Genomic DNA, 26099 nt, shown 5'->3' on the forward strand with positions numbered 1-26099 from the left:
ACACCCCCGCCTTTCGCCGCGTGGGTCCCATTTGGCGGTGTACCTGCGAGCCCGTCGCCGGTTGTGACTCGTCGGCATTGCGGCTACCCTGCGCGCCGAGCGGAGGGGAATATGCAGGTCGTGCAGGGGATGGCGCGCGTTCTTGCCGGGCTGGCGGTCTGCGCGGTGCTCGTGGCGGGCTCGGCGCGGGGCTCGGATGAGGCCAAGCCAGTCAACACCGAGGTATCGCTACGCGCATTTCTTCGCGGCTGGGCCGCCGAGGCCGGCGACGCTGAAGATCCGAGCACTCAATATACCCATGCTTGGGTAAACCTCCGCGACAACGGCTCCCAGCAGGTCGTGGTCTACATTGAGGGGCCAAGGTGGTGCGGCTCCGGCGGATGCGTCCTGCTTGTGCTGGAGCCCCATGCGGAGAGCTTTCGAATCGTCGGTTACAGCACGATCACGTGGCCGCCCATCCGGATTCTGCGGCGGGTGACGAACGGCTGGCACGACATCGGCGTGCGGGTCGCGGGAGGTGGGATCCACCCGGCGCATGACGCGGGCCTTCCGTTCAACGGGAAGAAGTACCCGCTCAACCCGTCCGAGCCGCCCGCGCGCAACGCGACGGGCGAGAGCGTGATCTCGACGGCAATCACCGGGGAGGAGCCCGGTCAGCCGCTCTGGAAGTAGGCCTCTGATCCGTTCTCGGCTAGGCGTAGGTCGGCTCCCGGCCTGATCGCGCGCGGGTCCCCATCCGCCAGTTCTTCTTGTTGGTCGTAGCCGGACACGGCGCCCCCCCGGCGCTTCGCCGCGATGAGACTCCTGGATGGTGACCTGCGAGCCCGTCGCCGGGAAGGCGGGAACCCTCGCATTAATGCAAGGCAGCCAGGCTCATGGGATCGCGCGGGGTTGGCTCTTCGCCGCAGGCAGTCCCCTTTCTGCAAGGTCGCCGCGCGCCTGGCCCGTCGGCACGTGAATGCTCCGCACGGCCGGCGTTGCGCGTATCGAGCCCGGTCTCTTCCTGCGCTCGCGCAAGCGCCCGCGCTCCGTCAACGGAGCGGCGCTGGACGGCGCTCACGCCCAACGCTCTGGCGGCGATCCCCCCCCCGGGTGTTGATCGCGAAGGGGCCCACCTGACGGTTGTCCTTTGACACCGTCGCCGGGCGCTGCCCCGCGTCTCCGCGCTCTGGGCACGGCGTCACGCGTCGCATATAACGCGGCAATGCACTTGAACACCGCGTTCTTGAAGCTCCCGCTTCGCGCGGAGGGCGAGGACCCGTCGCTGTTGGTCAAGACGTTCGTCGATGTCGCGCACCTCTTCACGGTGCTGTCGAACGACGACCACCAGGTTCTGTACGGGCGGCGAGGCACCGGCAAGACGCACGCGCTCAAGTACCTGGTCGAATATACGCGTTCGCGTCGGCAGGTCTCGCTGTACGTGGACATGCGCACGATCGGCTCGTCAGGCGGGCTCTACTCGGACGACACAGCGCCGCTCTCCGAGCGCGCGACTCGTCTGCTGATGGACACGCTACTTGCGATCCACGATCAGCTCGCCACCTTCGCGCTCGGCGACTCCGACCTCGCCCAGGCCGCGCAGCCAGAGCTTCTGCCGCGGCTGGACGCCCTCGCCGAGGTGGCGACCGAGGTCCGCGTCGCGGGCACCGTTGAGCAGCACGTGGCTGCGAGCGAGTCTGCGTCAGAGAAGGCCAGCGGCAGCGCGTCGCTCGACACGACCGGCAAGCTAACAATGGCCGCCGGGACCGACGTTAGCCAAGCCGCGAGCGTCGAGCGTCGGCGGACGGAGAAGGGCCAGGAGGTACACCGGGTTCACTTTGGCTCTGCATCGAAACGGCTCGCCGATGTCGTTGCAGCACTCCCGGGCGCGCGGCTCTGGCTGATGCTCGACGAGTGGAGCGTCATTCCCCGAGACCTTCAGCCGTACCTCGCGGACTTCCTGCGGAGGTGCATGCTGCCCGTCAAGGGGATGACCGTGAAGATCGGTGCCATCGAGCAGCGGAGTTGGTTCCGCCTGGGCACCAACACCGGTGACTACGTCGGGCTCGAATTGGGGGCCGACATCTCGGCGAACCTCGACCTTGACGACTTCATGGTCTTCAACAACGACCCCGAGCGCGCGAAGGCCTTCCTCCGGGACCTTCTCTTCCGGCACGTGCGCGCGATCTACGCGAGCGAGGGGAATGAGGCGCGGGCACCGAGGACGGCTGACGAGCTGGTCTCCCTCGCCTTCACTCAGGTGAATGCGTTCGCCGAGTACGTCCGTGCGTCCGAAGGCGTGCCCCGGGATGCGGTCAACATCCTCGGGCTCGCCGCCCAGAAGGCGTTCGAGGAGAAGATCTCGGTCCAGCACGTACGCTCGGCAGCCCGCGCTTGGTACCAGCGCGACAAGCTTCGGGCCGTGAACGCCAACGAGTCCGCCGCCGACCTGCTCACGTGGATCATCTCGGAGGTGATCGGCAACCGACACGCCCGCGCGTTCCTGCTGGAGCAGGGGAGAGATCACCAGCTGATCGGCACCCTCTACGATGCGCGGGTGCTCCACGTGCTCAAGCGCGGCGTTCACGGGGGCGACATCGCGGGCGTCCGCTTCAATGTGTACGCGCTCGACTACGGCTGCTACGTGGACCTTGCGACCACGTCGAACGCGCCGCGTGGGCTGTTCGCGGTGCTCGAAGAGGACGGGACGGAGCGTTTCGTTGAGGTTCCGCAAGACGACTATCGCTCGATCCGGCGCGCGATCCTCGATCTCGCGGCGTTCGAGCGGTACCTGGGCGAGAGGACGCGGGGCGGAAGATGACGGGCCCGACTCGCACGGACGTTACGCAGCTCCTGCTCCGCTATCGCGAGGCCGCCAGGCACCTCTGGAACTGCTTCCTCCGCGAGCCGGAAACCTTCGCCGCCGCGACACTCGCGGGCGACGACGCGCGGGACGATTGGGAAGAGCTGAAGCAGGTCCTCTTCCGGGCCATCGTGTTGCGGAACACGGGGAGCGCAGATCATGCCGCGGCGCGCCTGCGGTGGCTGACCCCCATCGACTTCCTCCACGTCACCTTGCGCGTGGAGGTGCCCGCTATGGTCAGCCGCAAGAAGGACCAAGGCAGCTACTGGGACCACCCGGTCGATAGGCTCGACCCTGACGATGACCTGCGGTTCATCGACTTCTACGACTTCGACGAGTCACGCCATCGGGACTTCCAGTACTGCCAGGCTGAGATCAGGAACAGCCAGCAGCATCCCGAGGTGATCGGGCACATCGCCCTGGTCGAGGTCCAGTACGTGAACGTCGTCGTCGAGGATCCAGCATCACCGTGACGTGGGGCCGCGGGTTCCGCCGCTCAAGCCTTCTGCGCTTCAAGTGGTGCCGGTGATCGAAGCGGTGAACGTCGCGCGCGGGGTACTCGGAAAAGCCCCGTGCGCGCCCCTGCAACTTCCATCCGGACCGGATCTCCGGATGGAAGAATCGCGGCCACCCCACCCCCGAACACGGCCGCACACCACCGACCCGCGCCGTAAGCAGGTGATCTTCCGCTACTTCTCGGAGACCAGCAGAGCGACTGCCTCCACGTGTCTTGTCTGCGGGAACATGTCGACGGGGACGACCGTGTCGACCCGGTACCCGGCCTCTCCGCACGCCCGCAGGTCGCGCGCGAAGGTGGCGGGGTCACACGAGACGTACACCACCCGCGGCACCGCGAGGTCCCGGAGCGCCGCCCCGATCCCCTTCGCGCCCTCGCGAGGCGGATCGAGCAGGGCCGCGCCGAACCTCCCCGGGCCGCCCGGCTCGCGCGCGAACGCGAGCGCGAGCTTGAGCGCGTCTCCCGCGAAGAACCGGACCGGGCCTCCTCCGAGATCCGCCCGCGCGAGATCGAGCGCGGGCCCCTGCACCTCGACGGCGGACACCGACCTCGCGCGCGCCGCGAGCGGTCCGGTGAAGTTTCCGGCCCCGCAGTGCAGCTCGAGGACGTCCAGGCCGTCGGGCGCGAGGAGCCCGAGCGCGGTCTCGACGAGGACCGCGTTCGCGCCGCGGTTCGCCTGCTGGAACACGTCGGGACGCGAGCGCTGGAGCCCGGCTCCGGGCCGCCCCGGGACGCGCGCCTGGCGCAGCACCGGGTCGCCGACCACGACCGGAGGCCCGCCCTCCGCCTGCAGCACGACGCCCGCGAGCCCGGCGACCGCGGCGAGCAGGTCCGCCGCGCGCGCCCGCGCGGCCGGCCCGACCTCCGGCAGGAGCAGCCACGCCGCGCCGCGCCCCTCGTGCTCCGACCACTCCAGCGCGACCTCGCGCGCGGGGAGCCGCGCGGCGACGAGCGCCGGGCCGACCGCCGCGCGCAGGACGTCGAGCCCAGGGAGCAGCAGGTGGCACTCCGCGAGCCGGACCGGCTCGTGCGATCGCCGGCGGAAGAAGACGAGCCGGGCGCTCGCGCGATCGAGGTGGAACTTCGCCCGGGCGCGGTAGCGGAGCGGCGAGGGCGAGGCGACGATGGGACGCATCGAGTACGAGCCCGGCTCGAGCCGCCCGATCCGGCGGAGCGCCTCGGCGAGGGTCCGGGCCTTCGTCTCGAGCTGCCGCGGGTAGGCGACGTGCAGCCACTCGCAGCCGCCGCACTCCGTGTCCGGGCCGTCCCGGACGCCGAAGTGGCGACACGGTGGCGCCACGCGCGTGCCACCGGCGGCCTCCACCTCGACGAGCGTCCCGTGGGCCGTCCCCTCCCCCGCCGGCACCTCGGCGAGCACGCGGTCGCCCGGCGCGGTGAACGGGACGAAGACGGTCCGGTCGCCGTGGCGGCCCACGCCCTCGCCGCCGGGGGCGAGGTCCTCGATGACGATGGGGAGCTTCACGTGGAGAGGAGATCCTAGCGCGCGAGAGCGGCGCTCGCCGCCGGCTACACCTGCTCGAGCTGCAGCCGGAGGCGCTCGACGAACGTCTCGAGCTCGCGCTTCTGCCGCTCGTCGAGCCCGGTGAACTCGATGCCCATCCCGGGGACCATGTTCGCGTGGTTGTCGAACGCGGTGACGCGCGCGACGCGCCCGTCGAGCCGGCACGGGAACGACGCGCCCGGGAGCTGGATGATGATCTTCACCGTGGTACCGACCGGCAGCGGCGACTTCGTGTTGATGAAGAGGCCGCCGTGGCTGATGTTCGTCGCCCAGTCGGTGAGGAAGCTCCCCACGCTCCGGTACGCGACCGGGATCTCGTGGTGGAGCCGGGTGGCTCGCCGCTTGTTGTCGTCGCTCGGCGACATCCGCCGAAACTCTAGCAGGCGCTCTCTGCGGGGCCAAGGACGAGGCGGACCGGCACGCCCCGGATCGCGCAGAGGCGCTCCGCCGCGCTCCCCTCGCGCACCGCGATCTCGACGCGGCCGCCGCTGCCGACGAGCGCGATGAGCTCTCCGGGCCGGCCCTCGCCGAACGTGCGCACCCAGCGCGCGGGCTCGCCGCCGGCGCTCGCCTCGCGGACGATCCCACCCGCGAGGTCGGCGGCGCGGATCGACGTGAGGAGGTTCCCGAACGGATCTCGCGCGAGCGTCGTCCCGCGGACCTCGTGCTCCGACACCGCGGCGACCGGCCACTCGAGCCGGAGCGGATCCGGGACCTCGGGGCCGAGCGCCGCGGGCGTGCCGCCGCGCGCGAGGTACGCCGCCGCCGGGCAGAAGAGATCGCGGCCGTGGAAGGTCGCGCTCCGCGGCGCCGGCAGGACGCCGCCCTCGACGATCGCGCGGGCGCGCGCGCCGCGGACGAGGAACGGGGTGAGCAGGCCGTTGTCGGGCGCCACGATTCGGCGGCCGTCGCCGTCGACGACGCAGAGCGCCCGCCGCGTCGTCCCGACGCCGGGATCCACCACCGCGACGTGGATCGCGTCGCGGGGGAACCAGGGCAGGCACGCCTCGAGCAGCAGCGCGCCGGACAGCACGTCGAACGCCGGCACCTCGTGCGTGACGTCGACGATCCGCGCGTCCGGGAACACCCCCAGCAGCACCGCCTTCATCTGCGCGGGGTACCCGGAGCCGCTCCCGAAGTCGGTGGTCAGCGTGAACAGCGGACCGGCCATGCCGCCTCCCGAGCGTCGCCCGCGCGGGGCCGCGCGCCGGCACCGGTCACGGCTGCATCGTCCTCACGTCCGGCGCCACGATGAGCTTCGGCTCCGTGATCGCCTGGACCGACTGCACCGTCTCGCCCGGCGCGAGCTCGCGCAGCACGAGGCCGTCCTTCGACACGTCGATCCAGGCGCGATCGGAGCAGATCGCGGACACGCAGCGGAGCCCGGTGAGCGGGAGCGTGCACTGGCGGAGGATCTTCGGCTTCCCGTCCTTCGTGGCGTGCTCCATGGTCACGATCACGCGCTTCGCGCCCGCGACGAGATCCATGCCGCCGCCCATGCCCTTCACCATCTTGCCGGGGACGACCCAGTTCGCGAGGTCGCCGCGCTCCGACACCTCGAGCGCGCCGAGGATCGCGAGGTCGATGTGGCCGCCGCGGATCATCGCGAACGACTCGGCGGACGAGAAGAACGCGGCGCCCTTCACGACCGTGACCGTCTCCTTCCCGGCGTTGATGAGGTCCGGATCCTCCTCGCCCTCGAAGGGGTACGGGCCGACGCCGAGGATGCCGTTCTCCGACTGGAGCACGACCTCGACCCCCGGCGGCACGTAGTTCGAGACGAGCGTCGGCATCCCGATGCCGAGGTTCACGTAGAAGCCGTCGCGGAGCTCCCGGGCGACGCGCGCGGCGATCTGTTCTCGGGTGAGCGGCATGGTCCCCTCCCTCACGCCGGCCGCGGCCGCACGGTCCGCCGCTCGATCCATCGCTCGTACTGCTCGCCCTTCACGATGCGCTTCACGTAGATGCCCGGCGTGTGCACCTGGTCCGGATCGAGCTCGCCGGCCGGCACGACCTGCTCCGCCTCCGCCACCGTCACGCGCGCGGCGGCGGCCATCATCGGCTGGAAGTTGCGCGTGGTCTTCCGGTAGACGAGGTTGCCCCAGGTGTCCGCCTTCCACGCGCGGACGAGCGCGAAGTCCGCCTTGAGCGGCAGCTCGAGCAGGTACTCGCGGCCGGACAGGGTCCGGGTCTCCTTGCCCTCGGCGACCTGGGTGCCGACGCCGGTCGCGGTGTAGAAGCCGCCGATCCCGGCGCCGCCCGCCCGGATCCGCTCGGCCAGCGTCCCCTGCGGCACGAGCTCCACCTCCAGCTCGCCGGAGAGGTACTGGCGCTCGAACTCCTTGTTCTCCCCGACGTACGACGAGATCATCTTGCGGACCTGCCGCGCCTTGAGGAGCACGCCGAGCCCGAGGTCGGTCGTCCCGCAGTTGTTCGAGATGATCGTCAGGTCCTTCACGCCCTTGCGGTGGAGGGCCCGGATCAGGTTCTCCGGGTTGCCGCACAGCCCGAACCCGCCCACCATCACGGTCGCGCCGTCCTTCACGTCCGCGATCGCCGCGTCGGCCGAATCGACGAGCTTGTTCATCCGCAGCCCTCCTGCACTACCGCTCCACGACCACCGCGACCGCCTCGCCGCCCCCGATGCACAGCGTGGCGAGGCCGCGGCGCTTCCCGAGGTCGGTCATCGCGTACAGGAGCGTGACGAGGATCCGAGCGCCCGACGCGCCGATGGGGTGCCCGAGCGCCACCGCACCGCCGCGGACGTTCACGCTCCTGCCGTCGAGCCCGATCAGCCGGTTGTTCGCGAGCGACACGACCGCGAAGGCCTCGTTGATCTCCCAGAGGTCGACGTCCTTCGGCTCGAGCTTCGCCTTCGCGAGCGTCACCTTCACCGCGTCCGCGGGCGCGACGGTGAACTCCACCGGCGCGCGCGCCGCGCCGCCCCACGCGGTGATCCGGGCGAGGACCTTCCGCCCCTCTCGCTGCGCCCGCTCGGCGCTCATGAGCACGAGCGCCGCGCCGCCGTCGTTGATGGACGACGCGTTGGCGGCGGTGACCGTGCCGTCCTTCTTGAACACCGGCTTCAGGGTCGGGAGCTTGTCGGGCCGCGCGAGCTTCGGCGACTCGTCCTCCGAGACCGCCGTCTTGTCGCCCTTCCGGCCCTCGACCTCGACGGGCACGATCTCCGCCCGGAACGCGCCGCTCCGCTGGGCCTCCAGCGCGCGCCGCCCGGACTCGAGCGCGTACTCGTCCTGCGCCGACCTCGAGATCCCGTAGGTCGCGGCGCAGTGCTCCGCGCACATGCCCATGTGCTGCCGGTCGTACGGGTCCCAGAGGCCGTCGTGGACCATCCCGTCCACGAGCTCGACGTTCCCCATCCGCGCGCCGGTCCGCGCCGCGCGGTCGTAGTACGGGACGTTCGACATCGACTCCATGCCGCCCGCGACCACCACGTCCGCGTCGCCGACGGCGATGGCCTGCGCGCCGGAGATGACCGCCTTCAGGCCCGAGCCGCACACCTTGTTCAGCGTCCAGGCAGGGACGCGCTCCGGGATCCCGGCGTAGATCGCCGCCTGGCGGGCCGGGGCCTGTCCGATTCCCGCCTGGAGGACGTTGCCCATGATGACCTCGTCCACCGCGCCGGGCTCGAGCCCCGCCCGCTCGAGCGCGGCGCGGATCGCGACCGCTCCGAGCCGGGGCGCCGGCACCGCGGCGAGCGAGCCGAGGAACGAGCCGATGGGCGTGCGCGCCGCTCCCACGATGACCACTTCGCGTCCGGCCATGACGACCTCGTTTCGAGAAGGGACCCCGGGAGGACTCAGGGGGCGCCCCGAAGATAGGGAGACGCGATCGCGGGCGTCAACCGAACGTACGCCACCCTCCCCCGCTTGCGCGGGGCGGCGCCGTTTTCTAACCTCCGCCTCTCATCATGCGACCGTACGTCACGCCCGCCATCGTGGTCCACGGGGGGGCCGGAAACCTGCTCCCGGACGATCCCGCGTCGTCGGGCGGTCCCGACGCGCCGCGCCTCGAGGGCGTCCGCCGCGCCTGCGCCGCCGGGTGGCGCGTGCTCTCCGACGGCGGCACGGCGCTCGACGCGGTCGACGCCGCGGTGCGGGTGCTCGAGGACGACCCGACCTTCAACGCGGGGACCGGCGCCACCCTGAACGCCGACGGCGAGGTCGAGCTCGACGCGTCGATCATGGACGGGGCCTCGCTCCGCTGCGGCGCGGTCGCCGTCGTGAAGGACGTCCGGAACCCGGTCGTCCTCGCCCGGGCGGTGATGGAGCGCTCGCGCCACGTCCTGCTCGCGGGCGCCGGGGCCTCCGCGTTCGCGCGCGAGGTGGGGATCGGCGCCGTCGACAACGCGACCCTCGTCACCCCGGCGCAGCGCGCGCGGTGGGAGAAGGCGCTCGCCGGCGCGGCCACCGCGGTCCGCCACGGGACCGTCGGCGCCGCGGCGCGCGACGGCCAGGGGCACCTCGCGGCGGCGACCTCGACGGGCGGGACCTCGCTCAAGCGCGCCGGCCGCATCGGCGACACGCCGCTCGTCGGCTGCGGCACCTACGCCGACGACACGCTCGCCGCGGTGTCGTGTACCGGCCACGGCGAGTCGATCATCCGGCTCACCCTCGCCCGCCACGCCGCCGACCTCGTCGGCCGCGGCCTCGCGCCGATGGACGCGGCGCGCGAGGCGGTGCGGGCGCTCGGCACGCGCGTCGCCGGCGAGGGCGGCCTCATCCTCGTCGGCCCGTCCGGCGAGGTCGGCTTCGCGCACAACACGCCGGTCATGAGCCGCGCGTGGACGCTTCCAGACGGGACGGTCGAGGCGGCGATGTGAGGCGGCGGCGCGGCGTCGAGGCCCGCGTCCTCGCATCAGGATCCGGTTCCGGCCCCCTCACCCTGGCCCTCTCCCCCGGTGGGGGAGAGGGGAGGATCTCCGAGCGTCCGCGGTCGAGCTCGCGCTCGCGATTCGTCGGGTTCCCGGCCGAGCTCGCGGTCGCCGGAAAGTGAGGACCTCCCTGACCCTCTCGCCCGGTGGGGGAGAGGAAAGGATCTCCGAGCGTCCGCGGTCGAGCTCACGCTCGCGATTCGTCGGGTTCCCGGTCGAGCTCGCGGTCGCCGGAAAGTGAGGACCTCCCTGGCCCTCTCGCCCGGTGGGGGAGAGGGGAGGATCTCCGAGCGTCCGCGGTCGAGCTCGCGCTCGCGATTCGTCGGGTTCCCGGCCGAGCTCGCGGTCGCCGGAAAGTGAGGTCCTCCCTCTCCCCCCGTGCAGCGAAGCGGAGCGGGGGGAGAGGGCCGGGGTGAGGGGGGCCGCCGCCGTCACCGGTGGACGATCGCCCCCGTCCCCGACACCGCCGTGTTCGTCGCCATCGCCGTCCCGTGCCACCGGATGCTGCCCGAGCCGGACACCGCCCCGGAGAACGCGCCGCCCCCGAGCGTCACGTCCGCGTCCCCCGATCCCGACACCTCGACCGTGGCGTTCCGGGCGGTGAGGCCCGCGGCCTCCACGTCGCCCGAGCCGTCGATCGAGAGCGCGAGCGCGTCCGCGCTGCCCTCGAGCTTCACGTTGGACGAGCCCTCGATCTCGACCTTCAGCTTCCCCGCTCCGCCCTTCCAGCGGAGGTCGCCCGAGCCGTCGACGCGGAGCTCGAGGTCGCCGGAGCCGCCCGCGATCGACACGTCGCCGGAGCCCTCGAGGTGCAGGGCCCACAGCGAGGGGACCGTGACCTCCACGCGGCCGGGGCCGCGGTAGGAGAGCTCGTCCGTCTCGACGACGAGGGTGTCCCGCTCCACCCGCGTCCGGACATGCCCCTGGAGGTTGGAATCGATGGTGACGGCGACCGCCTGCGGAGCGCCGACCTTCACGTCCGCGTCGAGCCGCCCCTCGAGCCGGATCGCGGTGAACGCGGGCAGGTCGCGCCGGACGGTGGTCTTCTCGCCGTTGCCGTGAACGGTGGCGTGCGCGGCGGCCGGCAGGGTGGCGGCGGCGAGAAACAGCGCGGCGGGGAGGCGCATCGCGTGGCTCCGGTGCCCGGGGAAAGCGGCGCGGGGGCGCACCGGCCATCTCCGGTGCCGCCCCCCGCCGGGTCCTCTCTCCCCAGAGCGGACGATCTCCCCTACGCAGCGGCTGCCCGCCTATTTCGGCAACGCACGCGCCGCTGCGCTCGCGGCGTCGAGGAACGGCTTCACGAGGTCGATGGGGAGCGGGAACACGATGGTCGAGTTCTTCTCGGCGGAGATCTCCACGAGCGTCTGGAGGTAGCGGAGCTGGAGGGCGCCCGGCGAGCGGGCGATCACGTCGGCCGCCTGCCCGAGCTTCTCCGCGGCCTGGAACTCGCCCTCCGCGGCGATGATCTTCGAGCGGCGCTCGCGCTCCGCCTCCGCCTGTTTCGCCATGGCCCGGCGCATCTCGTCCGGGAGGTCCACCTGCTTCACCTCGACCGCGGTCACCTTCACGCCCCACGGCTCGGTGTGCCGGTCGATGATGTCCTGGAGCTGGCGGTTGATCTTGTCGCGCTGGGAGAGGAGGTCGTCGAGGTCCACCTGGCCGAGCACCGAGCGGAGCGTGGTCTGCGCGAACTGGCTCGTCGCGAAGAGGAAGTCGGTCACCTGCAGGAACGCGCGGTCCGCCTGCATCACGCGGAAGTAGATGACCGCGTTGACCTTCATCGAGACGTTGTCCCGCGTGATGACGTCCTGCGGCGGCACCTGCTCCGCGGTGATCCGCATGTCGATGATGATCATCCGGTCGATGAACGGGACGATCCACTTGAGCCCCGCGGTGCGGAGCCCGGCGAAGCGCCCGAGCCGGAGGACCACGCCCTGCTCGTACTCGTTCACGATCCGGATGCCGGACAGGAACCAGAGGACGATGATGGCGACGGGGATGGCGAAACCGACGAGGTTCGGCATGGTGCGGCTCCCTCCATGGGCCGCCAGTCGTGCACGCACCGTCAAGCCGGCCGCGGCGGCCCGGAGCGGTTCTATCCCGCCGCGCGGTCCTCGGCCACCACGGTGAGCGTCAGGCCGATGATCGCCGAGACGCGCACCCGCGCGCCGCGCGGGATCGCCGCGGCGCTCCGCGCGTGCCAGTACTCGCCGTGGACGAAGACCTCGCCCCCGGCGGGGCCGACCTCCGTCAGCGCCTCGCCGACCTCCCCGACGAGGGCGGGCGCCCCGAGCTGGAGCGGCATCCGCCGGCCGCGGGCGATCTTCCACGCCATGAAGCCGATGAGGCCGGCGATCGCCGCCGGCGTCGGCCAGACCACCCACGGCGAGACCCGCAGCGCCGACGGATCGAACCAGTCGCCCTGCGGGCTCGTGTCGATGAAGAACAGCGTCCCGAGGACGACGAGGGCGGCGCCGCCGACGACGGCGACCCCGTGGGACGGCACGTAGCCCTCGGCGATCATCAGGCCGACGCCCACGAGCACGAGGAGCACGGCGCCCACGTTCACCGGGATGACGCGCATCGCGAGGAAGGCGAGGAAGAGGCAGAACCCGCCCACGACGCCGGGGAGGATCGCGCCGGGATGGTAGAACTCCACCGCGATCCCGAGGAGCCCGACGAGCATCAGGATCGCCATCACGTTCGGATCGGCGAGGAACATGAGGAGCCGTTGCCGGACGGTCGGCTCGAACGGGATACGGGCCGCGCCGCGGACCGCCAGGGTCCGCTCGCCGGCGGCGGTCGCCACCTTCCGGCCGTCGGCGCCGGCGAGGACCGCGTCGAGGTCGGGCGCGACGAGGTCGACGACCCGGAGCTTCACCGCCTCGTCGGCGGTGACGGACACGCTCTCCCGGACCGCCTTCTCGGCCCAGTCCGCGTTGCGGCCGCGCGCCGCAGCGATGCTCCGCGCGAACGCCGCGGTGTCGTTCTCGACCTTGCGCGCCATCTCCTTCCCGGCCTCCTCGGCGACGTCGCGGCCGCTCCCGGTGACCGGGTGCGCCGCGCCGATGTTGGAGGTGGGGTGCATCGCCGCGACGTGCGCGGCGAGCGTGAGGAAGACCCCGGCGGAGCCGGCCCGCGCGCCGGCGGGGCCGACCCACACCACGATCGGCACCTCGCTCGCGAGCATCGCCTGGACGACCTCGCGCGTGGCGTCGAGCGCGCCGCCGGGCGTGTCGAGCGTCACGACCACCGCGGCCGCGCCCTCCGCCTTCGCCCGCGCGAGCGCCGCGACGAGGTACTCGGTGGTGCCCGAGGTGATGACGCCCTTCACCTCCGCCGTGACGACCCGCGCCGGCCCCACGGCGCTGGGCACCGGCGCCGGCGCGGCCACCGCGACCACGACGGCGAGGGCCAGCCCTCCCGCCGCGACCGCGCGGAGCGCGGCCCTCGCGAGCGGCTGGCGCAGCGCGGACACGGCTCACCTCCCCGGGACGGGCTTCCCGAGCTCCTTCATCACGAGCTGGAGATCCTCCCACGCCTTCTTCTTCTCCTCCGGGCTGCGGAGCAGGTAGGCGGGGTGGAAGGTCGGCATGAGCTTCACGCCGGCGTACTCCCGCCAGCGGCCGCGGAGCTTCGAGATGGGGGTGGTCTCGCGCAGGAGCGTGTGGGCGGCGAACTTCCCGAGGGCGACGATCACCCTCGGGTCGATGGCGGCGAGCTGCGCGCGCAGGAACGGCTCGCAGGCGTCGATCTCGTCGGGCTCCGGGTTGCGGTTCCCCGGCGGCCGGCACTTCACGACGTTCGCGATGTAGACGTCCTCGCGGCGGAACCCCATCGCCTCGATCATCTTCGTGAGGAGCTGGCCCGCCTTGCCCACGAAGGGCTCTCCCGAGAGGTCCTCGTCCTCGCCCGGGCCCTCCCCCACGAAGACGAGGCTCGCCCGCGGGTTCCCGACCCCGAAGACCAGGTTCGTGCGCCCGCGCGCGAGCTTGCAGCGCGTGCACGCGCCGATCTCGCCGCGGACGCCGAGGAGCGCGTCGCTCCCGCAGCCCTTGTCGGAGAGCGCATACGCCCCGCGGCCGGCGACCGCCGATCCGGGCGCCGCCGCGGCGGGGACGGGGGACGCCACCGCCGGCGTCGCCGGCGCGACGTCGCCATCCGGAGCGCCGGCGCGAGGCGCCGCCGTGGCGATCGCCCGCCCGGCCGCGCCCTCTGCGGGACGGGCATGCGGAACGGGCGCCACCTGTTGGATGACCGCGGGCGGGGGGACCTCGCGGACGCCCGCCGCCTCCAGCCAGGCGAGATGACGGATCATCTCGGCCGCCGCCTCCGCCAGCGCGTCCTTCGGATCGTGTACGTCGTCGCTCACATGAACCTCGAACTTTTGGGGACTTCGCGTTGCGAGCGGCGCGATCCGGCCCCTACAATCGACGCCGGATGAAGCTTCATCGCCTCCTCGCAACGCTGTCCCTCGCCGTCGCCGCCGTCGCCATCCTGGCCTGGCCCTCCGACGCCCACGCCTGGGGACCCCTCGCGCACCTCAGCTTCTCGGCGCAGGCGCTCGCGAACCTCGGGGTAGTCCAGCCCTCGGTCCGCGCGGTCCTGCAGGACTTCGGGAACGAGTTCCTCTACGGCTCGCTCGCCGCCGACATCGTCGTCGGCAAGAACATGGCGCGGTACCTGTACCACTGTCACAACTGGCGCGTCGGCTTCAACGTCTTCAAGCAGGCCCGCCCCGGCGACGAGCAGGCGTTCGCCCTCGGCTTCCTCTCCCACCTCGCGGCCGACACGATCGCGCACAACTACTTCGTGCCGTACAAGACCGTCGCGTCGTTCCACAAGACGAACACCCGCCACGCCTACTGGGAGCTCCGCTACGACCAGCGGATGGACCGCGACCTGTCGCGGCTCGCCCGGCAGGTGTCCACGCGCGCGATCCGCGGGCACGACGTGTTCCTCGCGCGCGCGCTCACCGGCTCCTCGGTGATCCCCTTCGGCGTGTCCAAGCAGCTCTTCCGCGGGCTGGTCGCGAGCGCGCGGATGAGCCGGTTCCACCACCTGTCCCGGTTCGCGCTCGCGCCGGAGCGGAAGCTGGTGCTCGAGGCCGACCTCGTGAGCGAGACGAACACGCTCGCGCTCGAGGCCATCCTCGGCCTCCTGTCCGAGGGTGAGCGCTGCGAGGCGGCACGCGCCGACGCGACCGGCGGGCGGAACATCAAGCTCGCGTCCGACCTCCGCAAGCAGCTCAAGGACCGGACCGCGCGCCACCGGTTCCCGTTCGACGACGCGGCGGACATCGCCCTCGAGACGCGCGACAGCTTCCGCCGCGGGATCCACGGCAAGCTCGTCCTGCCGCCGTCCATCGGGAAGCTCGCCGCATAGGCGTTCCCTCCCCCGGGTCAGCCCACCGTCGCTGCAGGCGAGCGCCACCGCGCCCCGTCAGATCGGGCCGGGTCTCCTGTCTCTCCGTCAGGAGGCGCGCAGACGCGCCGCCGAAGACGACGAAGGAGACCCGCCATGACGACCCTCACCCCGAGCACCCGACACATCCCCCAGTTCCCGACGCGCTCCCGCCTGACGCTGCTCCGGGACGCCGCGATGTTCGGCGTCTGCGTCGCGCTCATCGTCGGGTTCATCGCGCATGCCTGGACGCTCCCGACCCCCGCGCAGCTCCGCAGCTCGACGAGCCCGGTGACCCTGCGCACCCCGGTCTAGCTTCGAGCGGACCCGTGGCGGGTCCGGGCGGCGGCGGAGGTCGCGGGCCTGCCGGCCCCTGGCGCTCCGCCTCGCCCGCGTCGCCGCAGGCCGCGCTCAGGCGCCCGCGCGGGGCCGCCGGGCGTCGAGCACCGGCAGGATCCAGTCGAGGATCGCCTCGGCGACGCGGTCCTTCGGCCCCTCGATCTCCGCCAGCTCCGCCGCCGAGACGAGCGCGACGCGGTTCGTGTCGCCCCCGAACCCGGCGCCGGGGGCGCCGACCTTGTTCGCCACCACGAGATCGCAGCGCTTGCCCTTGAGCTTCTCGCGGGCGCGCGCGATGACCTCCTCGGTCTCCGCGGCGAAGCCCACCAGCACCGGCGCGCCGGGCTTCCCCGCGAAGCGCGCGCCCAGCCCGGCGAGGATGTCGGGCGTGCGGGCGAGGACGAGCGTCTCCTCGCCCTCGCCCTTCTTGATCTTCCGGGCCGCAGCGGTGCGCGGCCGGTAGTCCGACACCGCGGCGGCGCCGACGAAGAGGTCCATCGCGCCCGCGAACGCCTCCACCGCGCGCGCCATCTCCTCCGCGGTCTCGACCCGGACCGTCTCGACGTCGGCCGGATCGGCGAGCGCCGTCGGGCCCGAGACGAGCGTCACGTCCGCGCCGCGGCGCGCCGCGACGGCGGCGACGGCGTAGCCCATCTTCCCGGAGGACGGGTTCGAGATGAACCGGACGGGATCGATGGGCTCGCGCGTCGGCCCCGCGGTGACGAGCACCTTCCGCCCCGCCAGATCCCGGCGCCCGAGGATCCGCGCGGCGGCGACCGCGATCTCCTGCGGATCCGCGAGCCGGCCCTCGCCCACGTCGCCGTCGGCGAGCTCGCCGGCGCCCGGGCCGACGACGTGCATCCCGCGCCCCTTCAGCACGGCGAGGTTCTCCTGCACCGCCGCGTTCCGCCACATGCGGGTGTTCATCGCCGGCGCGAGCAGGACCGGGCACGTCGCCGCGACGACCGTGGTCGTCACCGCGTCGTCCGCCATGCCGGCGCGGATCCGGGCGAGCAGGTCGGCGGTCGCCGGGGCGACGACCACGAGGTCCGCGGCGCGCGCGAGGGCGAGGTGCCCGTACATGAGGTCCGAGGACGTGTCGAGCAGGTCCGTCAGGACCGGCGCGCCCGACAGCGCCTGGAACGTGAGCGGGCCGACGAACCGGGTCGCCGCAGGGGTCATCGCGACCCGCGCGGTGCCGCCGCCCTTCACGACGAGGCGCACGAGCTCGCACGCCTTGTACGCGGCGATCCCGCCGCCGACGCACACCACCACCGTCCGGCTCCGGAAGTCCATGCCGCCATCTTATCGGAAGCCCGCGTCGCGTCGCGCGCGAAGGCACCGCACGAGGGCGGCGCGCGCGCCGCCGCGTTCGCTATCATGCCCCCGCTTGGATCCCACGCCCCCCGCGCTCCCGGCGACGCCGGCCCCGCCCCCCGCCCCCGTCGCGCCGCGCAAGAGCGCGGGGCTGTTCTTCCTCGCCCTCGTCCTGCTCCTCCTGCCCGGCCTCGTCGCGCAGGCGCTCTCGCGCGCCGGCGGGCTCGTGTGGACCGAGGTCTTCGTCTTCCTCCTGCCGCCGGTCGTGGCGGCGGTCGGCTCGAACCTCCGCCCGGCGCCGCTCCTCGGCCTCGACCGGCCGCGCGCCCGCCACGTCGTGCTCGGAGCGCTCGTCGGCGCGGCGGGGTTCCTCGTCGCGAACGGCGTCATGCTCCTGTGGGCGCGGGTGCTCCCGCAGTGGGTGCTCCGCGCCTTCGACGTCTCGAAGGTCTTCGACGCCCCCCTCGCCGAGCGGGTCACCATCGCGCTCGTCGCGAGCGTCGTCGCGCCGGTGTGCGAGGAGGTCGCGTTCCGGGGCTACATCCAGCGCGTCCTGGCGCTGCGAGCGCGCGCCGGTGCCGCGATCGGCGCCTCGGCGGTGCTGTTCGGCCTCATGCACTTCGACCCGGTGCGCCTCCCCGCCCTCGTGCTCCTCGGCGCCGTGTTCGGCTGGCTCGCCTGGCGCGCAGGCTCGACGTGGCCGGCGGTCGCGGCCCACGCGATGAACAACGGGCTCGCGTCCGGGCTCGTGCTCGCCGCCGGGACGCCGGACGCGCCCGCCGAGCAGGTACCCGTCGTCGCCGTCCTGCAGTGGCTCGTGTTCGGCATGGTCTCCCTCGGCCTCCTCCTGCGGGCCTTCCGCACGACGACCACCCCGGCGCCCGCGACCGATGCGATCGCGCGGATCGATCCGACGGACCAGTCGACGCGCTTCTCGGTCGCGCGCGTTCCGCCGCGGCTCTGGGCCTTCGCCGCGGCAGGGGTCGCGCTCCTCCTCGCGATGCTCGCGGCGCGGGTCGCGCGCGGCGGCAGCTAGACGCCGGGCGCCGCGCCGCCGCGCGAGATCCACTCCACCGCCGCCCGCCCGAGCCGCGGGAGGCCCGCGCGGAAGAGCGGGTCCGCGCCCTCGATCACCTCGACGCGGCCGCCCGGCCCGAGCGCGGCCGCGAGCACCGCGGCGCCCGCCGCCGCGCCGACCTCCGGCACGATCGCGAGCACCCGCAGGCCGGCCGCGATCGCCGGCGGCGGCCGCTCGGGCGCGACCAGCACGACGCGGTCCACGACATCCCGGTGCGCCGCGGCGAGGGCGAGCGCGGTGTCGGCCGCCGCGCCGAGCGCCGCGACCGCGAGACGCGGCCCGGCCGTCTCCGCGAGGTGGCGAAGCGCCGCGTCCGCGTCGTCGAGCGCGCGCCCCGGGTCGGGAACGCCCGTCGACGCGCCCACGCCGCGGTGCTGGAACCGGAGCGAGGGGTGGCCCGCGCGCGCCGCAGCCCAGGCGAGCTCCGCGACCGCCGGCGCGTCCATCCCGCCGCCGGGGCCCGGGGCGGGGCAGACGAGCAGGGCAGGACGCCGCGTCCCGCGATGGTAGAGCCCCTCGAGCGTGATCCCGCCCGCGTCGACCAGCGCGGGACGCTCCAGGTACTGGCCGTCGAGCACCATCTGGCCGATCCTATCCGGGCCGGCGCCTGTCTCACAGCGGGGTTCCGGTTATGAACGACCGACACCCGGAGAACGACCACCGTGCGCCGCCCAGCCCTCGCCCTCGCCGCCCTCGCCCTCGCCGCCCTCGCGCCCGCCCTCGCCCTCGCGCGCGGGCCGTCCACCCCCACGGAGCGGCGCCGCGCCGTCGAGACCACGCGGCGGCTCGAGCAGCAACCGCTCGCGAAGAGCTCGAATGCCGAGCGGCGGTGGCTGCTCCAGTGGATCGTGGAGATCCCGGACATCCACGTCCAGGGCTGCTCGGGCCCGCTCGACGCGCTCGCGCAGGACCAGGACGGCGAGCGGTACGGCCGGCTGCTGTTCGTGCAGTCGATGTTCGGGATGGCCGCCTACCAGGTCGAGCACCCGAAGGAGAAGGACTGGGTCACGATCCAGACGGCCGGCATCGAGAGCGTGCTCCGCGCCTACAGGTCGCTGCTCCGCTCGGAGCCGAACGCACGATGGGAGGAGCTCGACGCGCTGCTCGTGGCCGCGAAGGCCGGCCAGCTCGAGGCGGTCGTCGAGAAGACCATGGAGGGCTGCGGGGAGGAGCACGCGCCGGGGCCGGGCGACGCGATCTGAGGGCGATCCCGCCCCGTGACCGTGGGCGTGCCCGATCCGGCGCACGGCAACGGGAGCGGAACGTCGCCCTGCGACACCCCACCCGTTTCGCTCACCAACGGCCTGCGGCACAGTCCCGGCATGCGCGTCATCTGCTCGTACTGCCGCACCGTGATCCGCGACGCTCCGGGCGCCGCTGCGACGGACGTGAGCCACGGGATGTGTCGCGCGTGCGACGCATACTTCGAGCGGCTCTGGGGCGGCATGCGGCTCGGCGAGTACCTGGATCTCCTGCCGAAGCCGGTGCTGGTCGTCGACGCCGACGGCCGCGTGGTCGCCGGCAACGCCCGGCTGGCCCAGGCGCTGGGACGGTCCGGGCACGAGCTCCGCGGCCTCCTCGGCGGCGAGGCGATGGCCTGCGTTCACTCGCGGCTGCCGGAGGGCTGCGGGAAGACCGTCCACTGCCGCGAGTGCACCATCCGGCGCGCGGTGACGAAGGTGTCCGAGACGCAGCGGCCCATCGCGAACGCGCCGGCGTGGCTGAAGACGGACGCCGGGCGCGTCGACCTCTCCATCTCCGCGCGGCCGCTGGAAGACTTCGTCGAGGTGACGATCGAGGAGATGCGCCCGGCGGCGTAGACGGCCCAAGAACCGCCGATTCATCACAAGCCGATCGAGAACCGGCGCCTTGCGCCCGGCCGGTCTTGATCGGTGAAAGTGAAGGAGGGCTGAGAAGGGGGCCGGCCGAGGCGAGTCCGCGGTGGGGAAGCGTCGTCCGCGTGGATCGGCTACCAAGAAGCCTGCGCCGCGATGCCGGCGAGCTCCCGGCGCGAGACGCGGATGCGGGCGCGTTCGGGGGAACCCAACGGATCGCGTCGGGCGGTTGACACGTCTCCGGCGCTTTCGCGGATCGCGCGTCGCGCCCGCGCGAGGACGCCTCTCCCGCAGCGCTCCGCGCGCGCGGAGCGGCGCGAGCGGCGTCCGAACCCCGGGGCGACGCAGCGCGCTGATTCTCGCGCCAGCGCTCGAATCCGTGCGTTTGCGGAGGGTGAGAATTCGCGTGAGACGATGCCCGCATGAACGCCCGCGACTCCTCGATCCGCCTCTCCGAGCTCCTCCGCCGCGAGCACCACGCGATGGCGGCCTTTCTCGTCGCCCTGGCCGACTTCGACGCGAAGCGGCTGTGGCTCGAGCTCGGCTACCCCAGCCTCTTCACCTACCTGAACCGGGAGCTCGGGCTGTCGAAGAGCGCGGCCTTCTACCGGAAGACCGCCGCCGAGCTCATCCAGCGCTTCCCGGAGCTGGTCGAGCCGCTCGAGGACGGCAAGCTGTGCCTCTCCACCGTCGGTGAGCTCGCCCAGGTGCTCACGCCGGAGAACCGGGACGGGGTGATCCCCCGGTTCCTCCACCTCTCGAAGCAGGAGGCGCGGGCGGTCGTCGCTGAGCTGAAGCCGGTGGAGCGGCCTCCGCGCCGGGAGGTCGTGACGACCGTTCGCGTCGCGGCGCCGCCGTCGGCTCGCGACCCCGAACCCGCCGCAGCGCTCGAGCTCGGCGCGCCGGCGACCGCCTGTGTCATTGCGCCCGGTTCGCCGGCAGAACTCGTCGATGCCAAAGTGGCCACACGGACCGTGAACGTCCCGATTTCCCGGACGACGCCGCCGACCTTCGAGCCGCTCACCGCCGAACTCCGCCGGATGCACCTCACCGTCACGAAGCGGTTCGAGGCGAAGGTCGCCGCGGCGAAGGAGGCCCTCTCGCACTCGCACCCGGGGGCGAGCACCGAGGTGATCCTCGAGGTCGCGCTCGACCTCCTCCTCGACCGGGCCAAGAGGCGGAGGGGCCTGGTCGAGAAGCCGCGGCGCGAGAAGCGGCCGTCGAGACCGGACCACATCCCGGCGGAGGTGAAGCGGGCGGTGTGGGTGCGGGACGGCGACTGCTGTCGGTGGGCTCTCGAGAACGGCGGCGTCTGCGGCTCGCGCCACCGTCTCCAGTACGATCACATCCAGCCGAAGGCGCTCGGCGGGAAGTCGACGATCGAGAACGTTCGCCTCCTCTGCGCTCGGCACAACTTGCTCGCCGCACGGAAAATCTTCGGCGATGCATGGATGGACAGGTACGCGCCGGCCCGCAAGGCCACCGCGGCGACGGGGCGCCGCGACGCCGGCTCGGCGGGTGCGCGCTCCGAAGTTCCCGCCGCGGCCCTGACCGGGCCGACGTGACCGTCGGGCGCGACGGAGCGCCTCCCGAAGCCTCCGGCTGGCCGGACCCCATCGCCGCCGTCGCGACGCAGGCTTCTTGGTGGCCGATCCCCGCGGCGACGTCTCGCCCCTGCGGCCACGCCCCGGCCGTCCCCCTTCTTCTAGAGCCCCTTCCCCGCTCGCCAACACAGACGAGGCGTCCCTGCGGCGACGGTCGCGGTGGTCCGAGACGTGATGAATCGTCAGGGACCGGGGTCACGGGCACGGAGAAGCCGGGCACGTTCACGGGCACGAAACGGCCCGCGCGTGTTCAGCTCGCCCTGCGCAGCACCAGGCACTTCAGGTATCGCCCCTCGCGGAACTGGAGCGAGACCGGGTGATCCGGCGGCTGGCGCGTCTCGCGCACGAGCGCGAGATCGACGCGCGCCTTGTACGCCGCCTCCTTCACCGCGTCCGTGAACTGCTCCGCGGTGACGCGCGCGGAACAGCTCGCGGTGACGAGGAGCCCGCCGGGCGCCACCACCGCGAGCGCGGCGCGGTTCAGGGACGCGTAGCCGGCGATCGCGGCGTCGACGGCCTTCTGGGACTTCGCGAACGCCGGCGGATCGCAGACCACGAGGTCGAACCGCCGTCCCTCCTTCTTGTACCGGGCGAGCAGGTCGAAGCAGTCCTCGGTGGCGAACGCGTGATCGGCGGGATCGAGCTGGTTCGCGCGGAAGTTCTCGCGGGCGAGCGCGATCGCGTCCCGGTCGACGTCGACCGACACCACGTGCCGCGCGCCGCCGAGCGCCGCCGCCACGGAGAAGCCGCCCGTGTAGCTGAACAGGTTCAGCGCCTCGGCGCGGCCGGCGGCGAGCTCCCGGACCATCCGCCGGTTCTCGCGCTGGTCGAGGAAGTGGCCGGTCTTCTGGCCGCGCCGGACGTCCACGAGGATGGTCATCCCGTGCTCGTCCACCGCGATCCGCTCCGGCGGCTCGGCGCCCCAGAGCACGCGCCCCGCGGCGGCGCCGCCCTCGTCGTCGTCGTCCCGCGGGATCTCGTCGCGGCCGTAGACGCCCTCGAGCCCGTCCACCTCCGCGCGGAGCGCGTCGACGATCGCCGCGCGGTGGGGCGTGAGCCCGGCGGAGTAGAGCTTCAGCACCGCGAACCGGTCGTACCGGTCGGCGACGACGCCGGGGAGCCCGTCGGACTCACCGTGGACGATCCGCCAGCCGTTCGTGCCGTGGAGCAGCTCGCGCCGGAGCGCGACGGCGCGCGCGACGCGGCGCCGCCAGAAGGCCTCGTCGATCCGCTCGGCGGGCTCGCGGGTCAGGATCCGGACCGAGATCGCCGAGTGCGGGTCGTAGTAGCCGCGCGCGACGAACCGCCCGTCCTCGGTGACGTCGACGATCGCGCCGGGCGCGAGCCGGTTCGGCGCGCGCTCCACCGCCTTCCGGAACACCCACGGGTGCCCCGCCCTGAGGTGCCGGGCCAGGTCCTTCTTGAGCGGCAGCTCGGCCTCGGCCGTCGTCATCCTCTCGCCTCCCGGCCGCGGGCACGGCGGCGCGCCGGCCGCTCCTCCTTCGCCCGCGAGAAGTTCCCCACCACCAGCCCCGGCCGCGCCCGCCGGAGCGCCCGCACCAGCGCGGGGATCCCGATGGGCGCGCCGCCCGCGCCGCGGGTCCGCGCGATCTCCATGTACACGTCGGGATCGATCGCCAGCGGGCGGGTCTGGACCTGATCCACCTGCGTCTCGGCGACCAGCGCGCAGAGCCGCTCCGCCTCGCCCTCCCGGTCCGTGACCCCCGGGAACGTGAGCAGGTTCACCGCCACGTACACGCCCTTCCGCTTCGCGGTCCGCATCGACCGGACCACGTCCGCGAGCGCGTAGCCGCTCGGGCGATAGTAGGCGGCGTAGAGATCCGGGGACGCGGTGTTCGTCGAGATCCGCACGGAGTCGAGCCCGGCGTCGGCGAGCCGGGCGAGCGCATCGGGCAACGAGCCGTTCGTGTTCGCGTGGATCGAGCCGCGCGACGTCCGCCGGCGCACCAGCCGGATCGCCTTCTCGAGCTCCTTCCAGCGCGTGAGCGGCTCGCCCTCGCACCCCTGGCCGAAGCTCACCATCACGTGCCCGGTCGCCGTCTCGAGGTGCCGGACGGCGAGGTCCGCCATCTCCTCCGCGGTCGGCGGGCGGGTGATGCGCTCGTGCGACGAGGGCGGCATCCCCTCGTCCTGCTCGGAGAGGCACCCGATGCACGCGGCGTTGCACGAGGCGGAGGACGGGATCGCCCCCTCGTCGCGGCCGTAGAACGTGTTCTGCGCGGTGAAGCAGCGCCACTCGAGGGCGCAGCGCGCGAGCTGGCGGTAGATGGGGTTCCCGGTCGCGACGAGCCGCTCGACCTTGCCCGGCAGGTCCGGCGTCGAGTGCCGCCCCGGGTCCCAGTGGCTCCGGCGATCGGTGCGCAGCGCCCAGACGACGGGGCCGTCCTCGCCGAACGCCGCGGCGGTGTACGCCCACTGCGGGAGCACCGGCGTCTCCGCGACGGTCGCGAGCGGCGGCCGCGCCGCGCCCGGCAGCAGCGACCGGGTGAAGCCCGGTGGCAGCGTCGCGCCGACCGCGTGCGGGACGATGCGGCGCCGGCCCACCTTCACCTCCTGCATCACGGTGAGCGCACCCGACTCCGGGTCGACCCCCACCGGCCGGCGCCCCGGGAGCAGGCACAGCGTGCCGCCCTCCGGGAGCGCGATGGGGGCCTCGCGCGGCGCGACGAGCGCGTCGCCGGTGCGAGCGGCCGCGAGCAGGTCCGGGTGGTCGTAGACCCGACCCCGGTCGTCGGCGAAGAGCAGTCTCGGCATTCCCATCGAGGTAAGGGCGCGTCCGCGGGTGCGCTCGCGCGCGGGCGGCCGGCGGTCTTACCACGGCCCGGCCCGCTCGTGGTTCGACAGGCTCGGCGCGCCCGGTCGAGCGTTCTCGACGTGGAGCGTTCTCGACGAGGTCGCGGGATCCCCTCCCCGGCGGCCTGGCCCGTAGGCGGGGGTATTTCCCCCCGCCGCCGGATGGTAGAATCCGTCGTGGTTTCCGCATGCTCGCCCACCCCCTCGCCGGCCAGCGAGGGGCGGGCCCGTCCGGCGGGAATCTGGAAGGGCGCCGGACCGTTTCCCTGTCCGAAAGAAGTGGAACGAACGGGAGCGGAAGCCCGGCGTCCGGAATAGAACCGATCGGGAGCTTCAGAGAACCGAATGTTCGACCTGCGCCAGAACGACCTCACCCGCGACGAGTTCCAGGAGCTCGCGCTCAAGCACATCGACCCGCTCTACTCGGCGGCCCTGCGGCTCACGAAGAACGACCGCGACGCCGAGGACCTCGTCCAGGACACCTTCCTCCGGGCGTACCGCTTCTTCGACAAGTTCGAGCGCGGCACGAACATGAAGGCGTGGCTCTTCAAGATCCTGACGAACACGTTCATCAACCGGTATCGCCGGTCGGTGAAGGAGCGGAACATCGTCGAGGGCTCCGAGCGTGACGCGGTGCACGAGCGGTTCGTCTCGCGCGAGGCCGCGGAGTACGCCGCGAACCCGGAGCAGTACTTCTTCGACCGCCTCCTCTCCGACGACGTGCTGAAGGCCGTCGACTCGCTCCCCATCGACTTCCGCATGGTCGTGATCCTCGCCGACCTGCAGGAGTTCTCGTACAAGGAGATCGCCGAGATCCTGGACGTCCCGGTGGGCACGGTGATGAGCCGGCTCTACCGCGGACGCCGGCTCCTCCAGAAGGCGCTCGCGAGCTACGCGGTCGTCTCCGGCGTGCTCCAGGATCCCGGCGAGGGGCAGAGCATCGACCTCGAGACGTACCGCCGCAAGCGCGGCAAGTCGGCCTGACGGCCCCGGACGCGCCATGTCGCCGAACGCCCTTCCGACGATGGACTGCGCCGAGCTCGAGCGTTCCCTCGACGCGTACCTCGACGGCGAGTTCGAGGCCCAGGAGATCGGCGAGGCCGAGGCCCACCTCTCCGCGTGCCCACGCTGTCGCGCCAAGGTCGAGACCCAGGCGCGGATGCGCACCGCGCTGAAGGCGAAGCTGCGCGAGGCGATGGGCGGCACGGCGCCCGGAGGTCGCGCTCCGCCGCAGCTCCGCGCCCGCGTCGAGCAGGCGCTCGCGCGCGAGCGGCGGCCGCTGTGGCGCCGCGCGTTCGCGCCGGTGCCCATCGCGACGATGGCCGCGTGCGCGGCCGGCGCGCTCGCCGTGCTCGTCGTCCGGGGCGGTCCGAACGAGCTCCTCGTGCAGGACGCGATCACGTACCACCACCGGTCGCTGCCGCTCGAGGTCGACGCGGCGTCGATGGTCCCCTGGTTCACGGGGAAGCTTCCCTTCCGCCCCGCGCCGCCGCACCTCGAGGCGGGCGGCGCCGCGGCCGAGGGCGCTCGCCTCTCGAACCTGCAGCAGTGGCCCGCCGCCTACATCCGCTACCGGCTCCCCACCGGGCAGGCCGGCCTCTTCATCGTCGACGATCCCGAGCGTCGCTTCGACGCACCCGGCGACGAGAAGCGGCTCGCGCACGGCGTGGTGCGGGTGACGAAGGGCAGCGGCTACAACGTGGCGGTCTGGCGCGACGACGAGATCGTGTACTCGCTCGTCTCGGATCTCGACGAGACCGCGCTGCTGCAGCTCGTCCGGACCGCGCAGGCCGATGCCGGCCGATAGCGATCCGCGCTGCGCAGGCGGCTGGCGCGTCTTTTGACACTGCGCGCCGGCCGCGGGTAACATTTCCCAGCTTTTTCCGCACCGTGCGCGCGTCGCTCGCGCCGCGTCCTCGCCAGGCCGGGACCAC

26 protein-coding genes are annotated in these 26099 nt (G+C 73.0%); 12 read left to right on the forward strand and 14 right to left on the reverse strand.

The window, feature by feature from the left end; all coding sequences use genetic code 11:
• The first annotated feature begins 111 nt into the window (after positions 1-111).
• The 3 genes from AMOR_RS02910 to AMOR_RS02920 all read left to right on the forward strand — a co-directional run bounded on the left by AMOR_RS02910 (position 112) and on the right by AMOR_RS02920 (position 3315).
• Positions 112-672 (forward strand): hypothetical protein, encoded by a 561-nt coding sequence (locus AMOR_RS02910; protein WP_248358260.1) that lies wholly within the window; start codon positions 112-114, stop codon positions 670-672.
• 538 nt (positions 673-1210) lie between these two features.
• Positions 1211-2800, forward strand: a complete 1590-nt coding sequence (locus AMOR_RS02915; RefSeq protein ID WP_248358262.1) for an ORC-CDC6 family AAA ATPase — start codon at positions 1211-1213, stop codon at positions 2798-2800.
• Positions 2797-3315, forward strand: a complete 519-nt coding sequence (locus tag AMOR_RS02920; RefSeq protein ID WP_248358264.1) for a hypothetical protein — start codon at positions 2797-2799, stop codon at positions 3313-3315. Before AMOR_RS02915 ends, AMOR_RS02920 begins: the two co-directional genes overlap by 4 nt.
• Before the next feature lie 216 nt (positions 3316-3531).
• Here the strand turns inward: AMOR_RS02920 and AMOR_RS02925 are convergent, their stop codons facing one another.
• Genes AMOR_RS02925 through AMOR_RS02950 form a run of 6 tightly spaced genes read right to left on the reverse strand, consistent with a single transcriptional unit; the run spans position 3532 to position 8666 of the window.
• Entirely contained in the window at positions 3532-4842 is a 1311-nt protein-coding gene (locus tag AMOR_RS02925; RefSeq protein WP_248358266.1) for a class I SAM-dependent RNA methyltransferase, read from the reverse strand.
• A gap of 44 nt (positions 4843-4886) precedes the next feature.
• On the reverse strand, positions 4887-5246 hold the full coding sequence (locus AMOR_RS02930) for a TIGR02266 family protein (protein WP_248358268.1): 360 nt from the start codon (positions 5244-5246) through the stop codon (positions 4887-4889).
• A gap of 11 nt (positions 5247-5257) precedes the next feature.
• On the reverse strand, positions 5258-6052 hold the full coding sequence (locus tag AMOR_RS02935) for an SAM hydrolase/SAM-dependent halogenase family protein (protein WP_248358270.1): 795 nt from the start codon (positions 6050-6052) through the stop codon (positions 5258-5260).
• A gap of 46 nt (positions 6053-6098) precedes the next feature.
• Positions 6099-6755 carry a 3-oxoacid CoA-transferase subunit B gene (locus AMOR_RS02940; protein WP_248358272.1) on the reverse strand — a complete coding sequence of 219 codons (657 nt, stop codon included), beginning with the start codon at positions 6753-6755 and terminating at the stop codon, positions 6099-6101.
• Between the two features lie 11 nt (positions 6756-6766).
• Positions 6767-7468, reverse strand: a complete 702-nt coding sequence (locus tag AMOR_RS02945; protein ID WP_248358274.1) for a CoA transferase subunit A — start codon at positions 7466-7468, stop codon at positions 6767-6769.
• 16 nt (positions 7469-7484) lie between these two features.
• Positions 7485-8666 (reverse strand): acetyl-CoA C-acetyltransferase, encoded by a 1182-nt coding sequence (locus AMOR_RS02950; protein ID WP_248358276.1) that lies wholly within the window; start codon positions 8664-8666, stop codon positions 7485-7487.
• 146 nt (positions 8667-8812) lie between these two features.
• Here AMOR_RS02950 and AMOR_RS02955 point away from each other — a divergent pair, with 146 nt between their 5' ends.
• Positions 8813-9724, forward strand: a complete 912-nt coding sequence (locus tag AMOR_RS02955; protein ID WP_248358278.1) for an isoaspartyl peptidase/L-asparaginase family protein — start codon at positions 8813-8815, stop codon at positions 9722-9724.
• A 482-nt stretch (positions 9725-10206) separates the two neighbouring features.
• On the opposite strand, the gene AMOR_RS02960 is transcribed toward AMOR_RS02955, so the two are convergent.
• The 4 genes from AMOR_RS02960 to AMOR_RS02975 all read right to left on the reverse strand — a co-directional run bounded on the left by AMOR_RS02960 (position 10207) and on the right by AMOR_RS02975 (position 14147).
• Positions 10207-10902, reverse strand: a complete 696-nt coding sequence (locus tag AMOR_RS02960; protein WP_248358280.1) for a head GIN domain-containing protein — start codon at positions 10900-10902, stop codon at positions 10207-10209.
• A gap of 120 nt (positions 10903-11022) precedes the next feature.
• A complete protein-coding gene (locus AMOR_RS02965; protein WP_248358282.1) occupies positions 11023-11799 on the reverse strand; it encodes a slipin family protein in 777 nt (258 codons plus the stop codon).
• A gap of 71 nt (positions 11800-11870) precedes the next feature.
• Positions 11871-13253, reverse strand: coding sequence for an NfeD family protein (locus tag AMOR_RS02970; protein WP_248358284.1), 1383 nt, complete (start codon positions 13251-13253; stop codon positions 11871-11873).
• A 3-nt stretch (positions 13254-13256) separates the two neighbouring features.
• Positions 13257-14147 (reverse strand): uracil-DNA glycosylase, encoded by an 891-nt coding sequence (locus tag AMOR_RS02975; RefSeq protein WP_248358286.1) that lies wholly within the window; start codon positions 14145-14147, stop codon positions 13257-13259.
• Between the two features lie 68 nt (positions 14148-14215).
• Here AMOR_RS02975 and AMOR_RS02980 point away from each other — a divergent pair, with 68 nt between their 5' ends.
• Together AMOR_RS02980 and AMOR_RS02985 are read left to right on the forward strand one after the other, a co-directional pair.
• Complete coding sequence (locus AMOR_RS02980) at positions 14216-15160, forward strand: zinc dependent phospholipase C family protein (protein WP_248358288.1); 945 nt, start codon at positions 14216-14218, stop codon at positions 15158-15160.
• A 135-nt stretch (positions 15161-15295) separates the two neighbouring features.
• Complete coding sequence (locus AMOR_RS02985; protein WP_248358290.1) at positions 15296-15493, forward strand: hypothetical protein; 198 nt, start codon at positions 15296-15298, stop codon at positions 15491-15493.
• Between the two features lie 96 nt (positions 15494-15589).
• Here the strand turns inward: AMOR_RS02985 and coaBC are convergent, their stop codons facing one another.
• Positions 15590-16813: a bifunctional phosphopantothenoylcysteine decarboxylase/phosphopantothenate--cysteine ligase CoaBC gene (gene coaBC / locus AMOR_RS02990; RefSeq protein WP_248358292.1), complete on the reverse strand. Its 1224-nt coding sequence runs from the start codon at positions 16811-16813 to the stop codon at positions 15590-15592.
• 94 nt (positions 16814-16907) lie between these two features.
• Here coaBC and AMOR_RS02995 point away from each other — a divergent pair, with 94 nt between their 5' ends.
• Entirely contained in the window at positions 16908-17870 is a 963-nt protein-coding gene (locus tag AMOR_RS02995) for a CPBP family intramembrane glutamic endopeptidase (protein ID WP_248358294.1), read from the forward strand.
• Here the strand turns inward: AMOR_RS02995 and AMOR_RS03000 are convergent.
• Complete coding sequence (locus tag AMOR_RS03000; protein ID WP_248358295.1) at positions 17867-18493, reverse strand: alpha/beta hydrolase; 627 nt, start codon at positions 18491-18493, stop codon at positions 17867-17869. The genes AMOR_RS02995 and AMOR_RS03000 overlap by 4 nt on opposite strands.
• Positions 18494-18574: 81 nt before the next feature.
• Between AMOR_RS03000 and AMOR_RS03005 the strand changes: the two genes are divergently transcribed.
• From AMOR_RS03005 to AMOR_RS03015, 3 genes are all read left to right on the forward strand, one after another.
• Positions 18575-19114: a hypothetical protein gene (locus AMOR_RS03005; RefSeq protein WP_248358297.1), complete on the forward strand. Its 540-nt coding sequence runs from the start codon at positions 18575-18577 to the stop codon at positions 19112-19114.
• A 120-nt stretch (positions 19115-19234) separates the two neighbouring features.
• Entirely contained in the window at positions 19235-19732 is a 498-nt protein-coding gene (locus AMOR_RS03010; RefSeq protein WP_248358300.1) for a PAS domain-containing protein, read from the forward strand.
• A 437-nt stretch (positions 19733-20169) separates the two neighbouring features.
• Positions 20170-21312, forward strand: coding sequence for an HNH endonuclease (locus tag AMOR_RS03015; protein WP_248358302.1), 1143 nt, complete (start codon positions 20170-20172; stop codon positions 21310-21312).
• 289 nt (positions 21313-21601) lie between these two features.
• Here the strand turns inward: AMOR_RS03015 and AMOR_RS03020 are convergent, their stop codons facing one another.
• Entirely contained in the window at positions 21602-22804 is a 1203-nt protein-coding gene (locus AMOR_RS03020) for a class I SAM-dependent rRNA methyltransferase (RefSeq protein WP_248358304.1), read from the reverse strand.
• Positions 22801-24126 (reverse strand): radical SAM protein, encoded by a 1326-nt coding sequence (locus AMOR_RS03025; protein WP_248358306.1) that lies wholly within the window; start codon positions 24124-24126, stop codon positions 22801-22803. The genes AMOR_RS03020 and AMOR_RS03025 overlap by 4 nt, the downstream gene beginning before the upstream one ends.
• A 384-nt stretch (positions 24127-24510) precedes the next feature.
• On the opposite strand from AMOR_RS03025, the gene AMOR_RS03030 reads away from it, so the two are divergent.
• Both AMOR_RS03030 and AMOR_RS03035 read left to right on the forward strand, forming a co-directional pair.
• Positions 24511-25149 carry a sigma-70 family RNA polymerase sigma factor gene (locus tag AMOR_RS03030; protein ID WP_248358308.1) on the forward strand — a complete coding sequence of 213 codons (639 nt, stop codon included), beginning with the start codon at positions 24511-24513 and terminating at the stop codon, positions 25147-25149.
• A gap of 16 nt (positions 25150-25165) precedes the next feature.
• The gene (locus tag AMOR_RS03035; RefSeq protein ID WP_248358310.1) at positions 25166-25972 is read left to right on the forward strand and encodes an anti-sigma factor family protein; all 807 of its coding nucleotides are present in this window, start codon (positions 25166-25168) and stop codon (positions 25970-25972) included.
• Positions 25973-26099: the final 127 nt, after the last annotated feature.

The organism is Anaeromyxobacter oryzae, from assembly GCF_023169945.1.
Lineage (GTDB): Bacteria > Myxococcota > Myxococcia > Myxococcales > Anaeromyxobacteraceae > Anaeromyxobacter > Anaeromyxobacter oryzae.

Coding starts and splice junctions, on each gene's coding strand:
- AMOR_RS02910 (WP_248358260.1), top strand. CDS start 112: ATGCAGGTCGTGCAGGGGATGGCGCGCGTTCTTGCCGGGCTGGCGGTC.
- AMOR_RS02920 (WP_248358264.1), top strand. CDS start 2,797: ATGACGGGCCCGACTCGCACGGACGTTACGCAGCTCCTGCTCCGCTAT.
- AMOR_RS02930 (WP_248358268.1), bottom strand. CDS start 5,246: ATGTCGCCGAGCGACGACAACAAGCGGCGAGCCACCCGGCTCCACCAC.
- AMOR_RS02935 (WP_248358270.1), bottom strand. CDS start 6,052: ATGGCCGGTCCGCTGTTCACGCTGACCACCGACTTCGGGAGCGGCTCC.
- AMOR_RS02940 (WP_248358272.1), bottom strand. CDS start 6,755: ATGCCGCTCACCCGAGAACAGATCGCCGCGCGCGTCGCCCGGGAGCTC.
- AMOR_RS02945 (WP_248358274.1), bottom strand. CDS start 7,468: ATGAACAAGCTCGTCGATTCGGCCGACGCGGCGATCGCGGACGTGAAG.
- AMOR_RS02950 (WP_248358276.1), bottom strand. CDS start 8,666: ATGGCCGGACGCGAAGTGGTCATCGTGGGAGCGGCGCGCACGCCCATC.
- AMOR_RS02955 (WP_248358278.1), top strand. CDS start 8,813: ATGCGACCGTACGTCACGCCCGCCATCGTGGTCCACGGGGGGGCCGGA.
- AMOR_RS02960 (WP_248358280.1), bottom strand. CDS start 10,902: ATGCGCCTCCCCGCCGCGCTGTTTCTCGCCGCCGCCACCCTGCCGGCC.
- AMOR_RS02965 (WP_248358282.1), bottom strand. CDS start 11,799: ATGCCGAACCTCGTCGGTTTCGCCATCCCCGTCGCCATCATCGTCCTC.
- AMOR_RS02980 (WP_248358288.1), top strand. CDS start 14,216: ATGAAGCTTCATCGCCTCCTCGCAACGCTGTCCCTCGCCGTCGCCGCC.
- AMOR_RS02985 (WP_248358290.1), top strand. CDS start 15,296: ATGACGACCCTCACCCCGAGCACCCGACACATCCCCCAGTTCCCGACG.
- coaBC (WP_248358292.1), bottom strand. CDS start 16,813: ATGGACTTCCGGAGCCGGACGGTGGTGGTGTGCGTCGGCGGCGGGATC.
- AMOR_RS03000 (WP_248358295.1), bottom strand. CDS start 18,493: ATGGTGCTCGACGGCCAGTACCTGGAGCGTCCCGCGCTGGTCGACGCG.
- AMOR_RS03010 (WP_248358300.1), top strand. CDS start 19,235: ATGCGCGTCATCTGCTCGTACTGCCGCACCGTGATCCGCGACGCTCCG.
- AMOR_RS03015 (WP_248358302.1), top strand. CDS start 20,170: ATGAACGCCCGCGACTCCTCGATCCGCCTCTCCGAGCTCCTCCGCCGC.
- AMOR_RS03020 (WP_248358304.1), bottom strand. CDS start 22,804: ATGACGACGGCCGAGGCCGAGCTGCCGCTCAAGAAGGACCTGGCCCGG.
- AMOR_RS03025 (WP_248358306.1), bottom strand. CDS start 24,126: ATGCCGAGACTGCTCTTCGCCGACGACCGGGGTCGGGTCTACGACCAC.
- AMOR_RS03030 (WP_248358308.1), top strand. CDS start 24,511: ATGTTCGACCTGCGCCAGAACGACCTCACCCGCGACGAGTTCCAGGAG.
- AMOR_RS03035 (WP_248358310.1), top strand. CDS start 25,166: ATGTCGCCGAACGCCCTTCCGACGATGGACTGCGCCGAGCTCGAGCGT.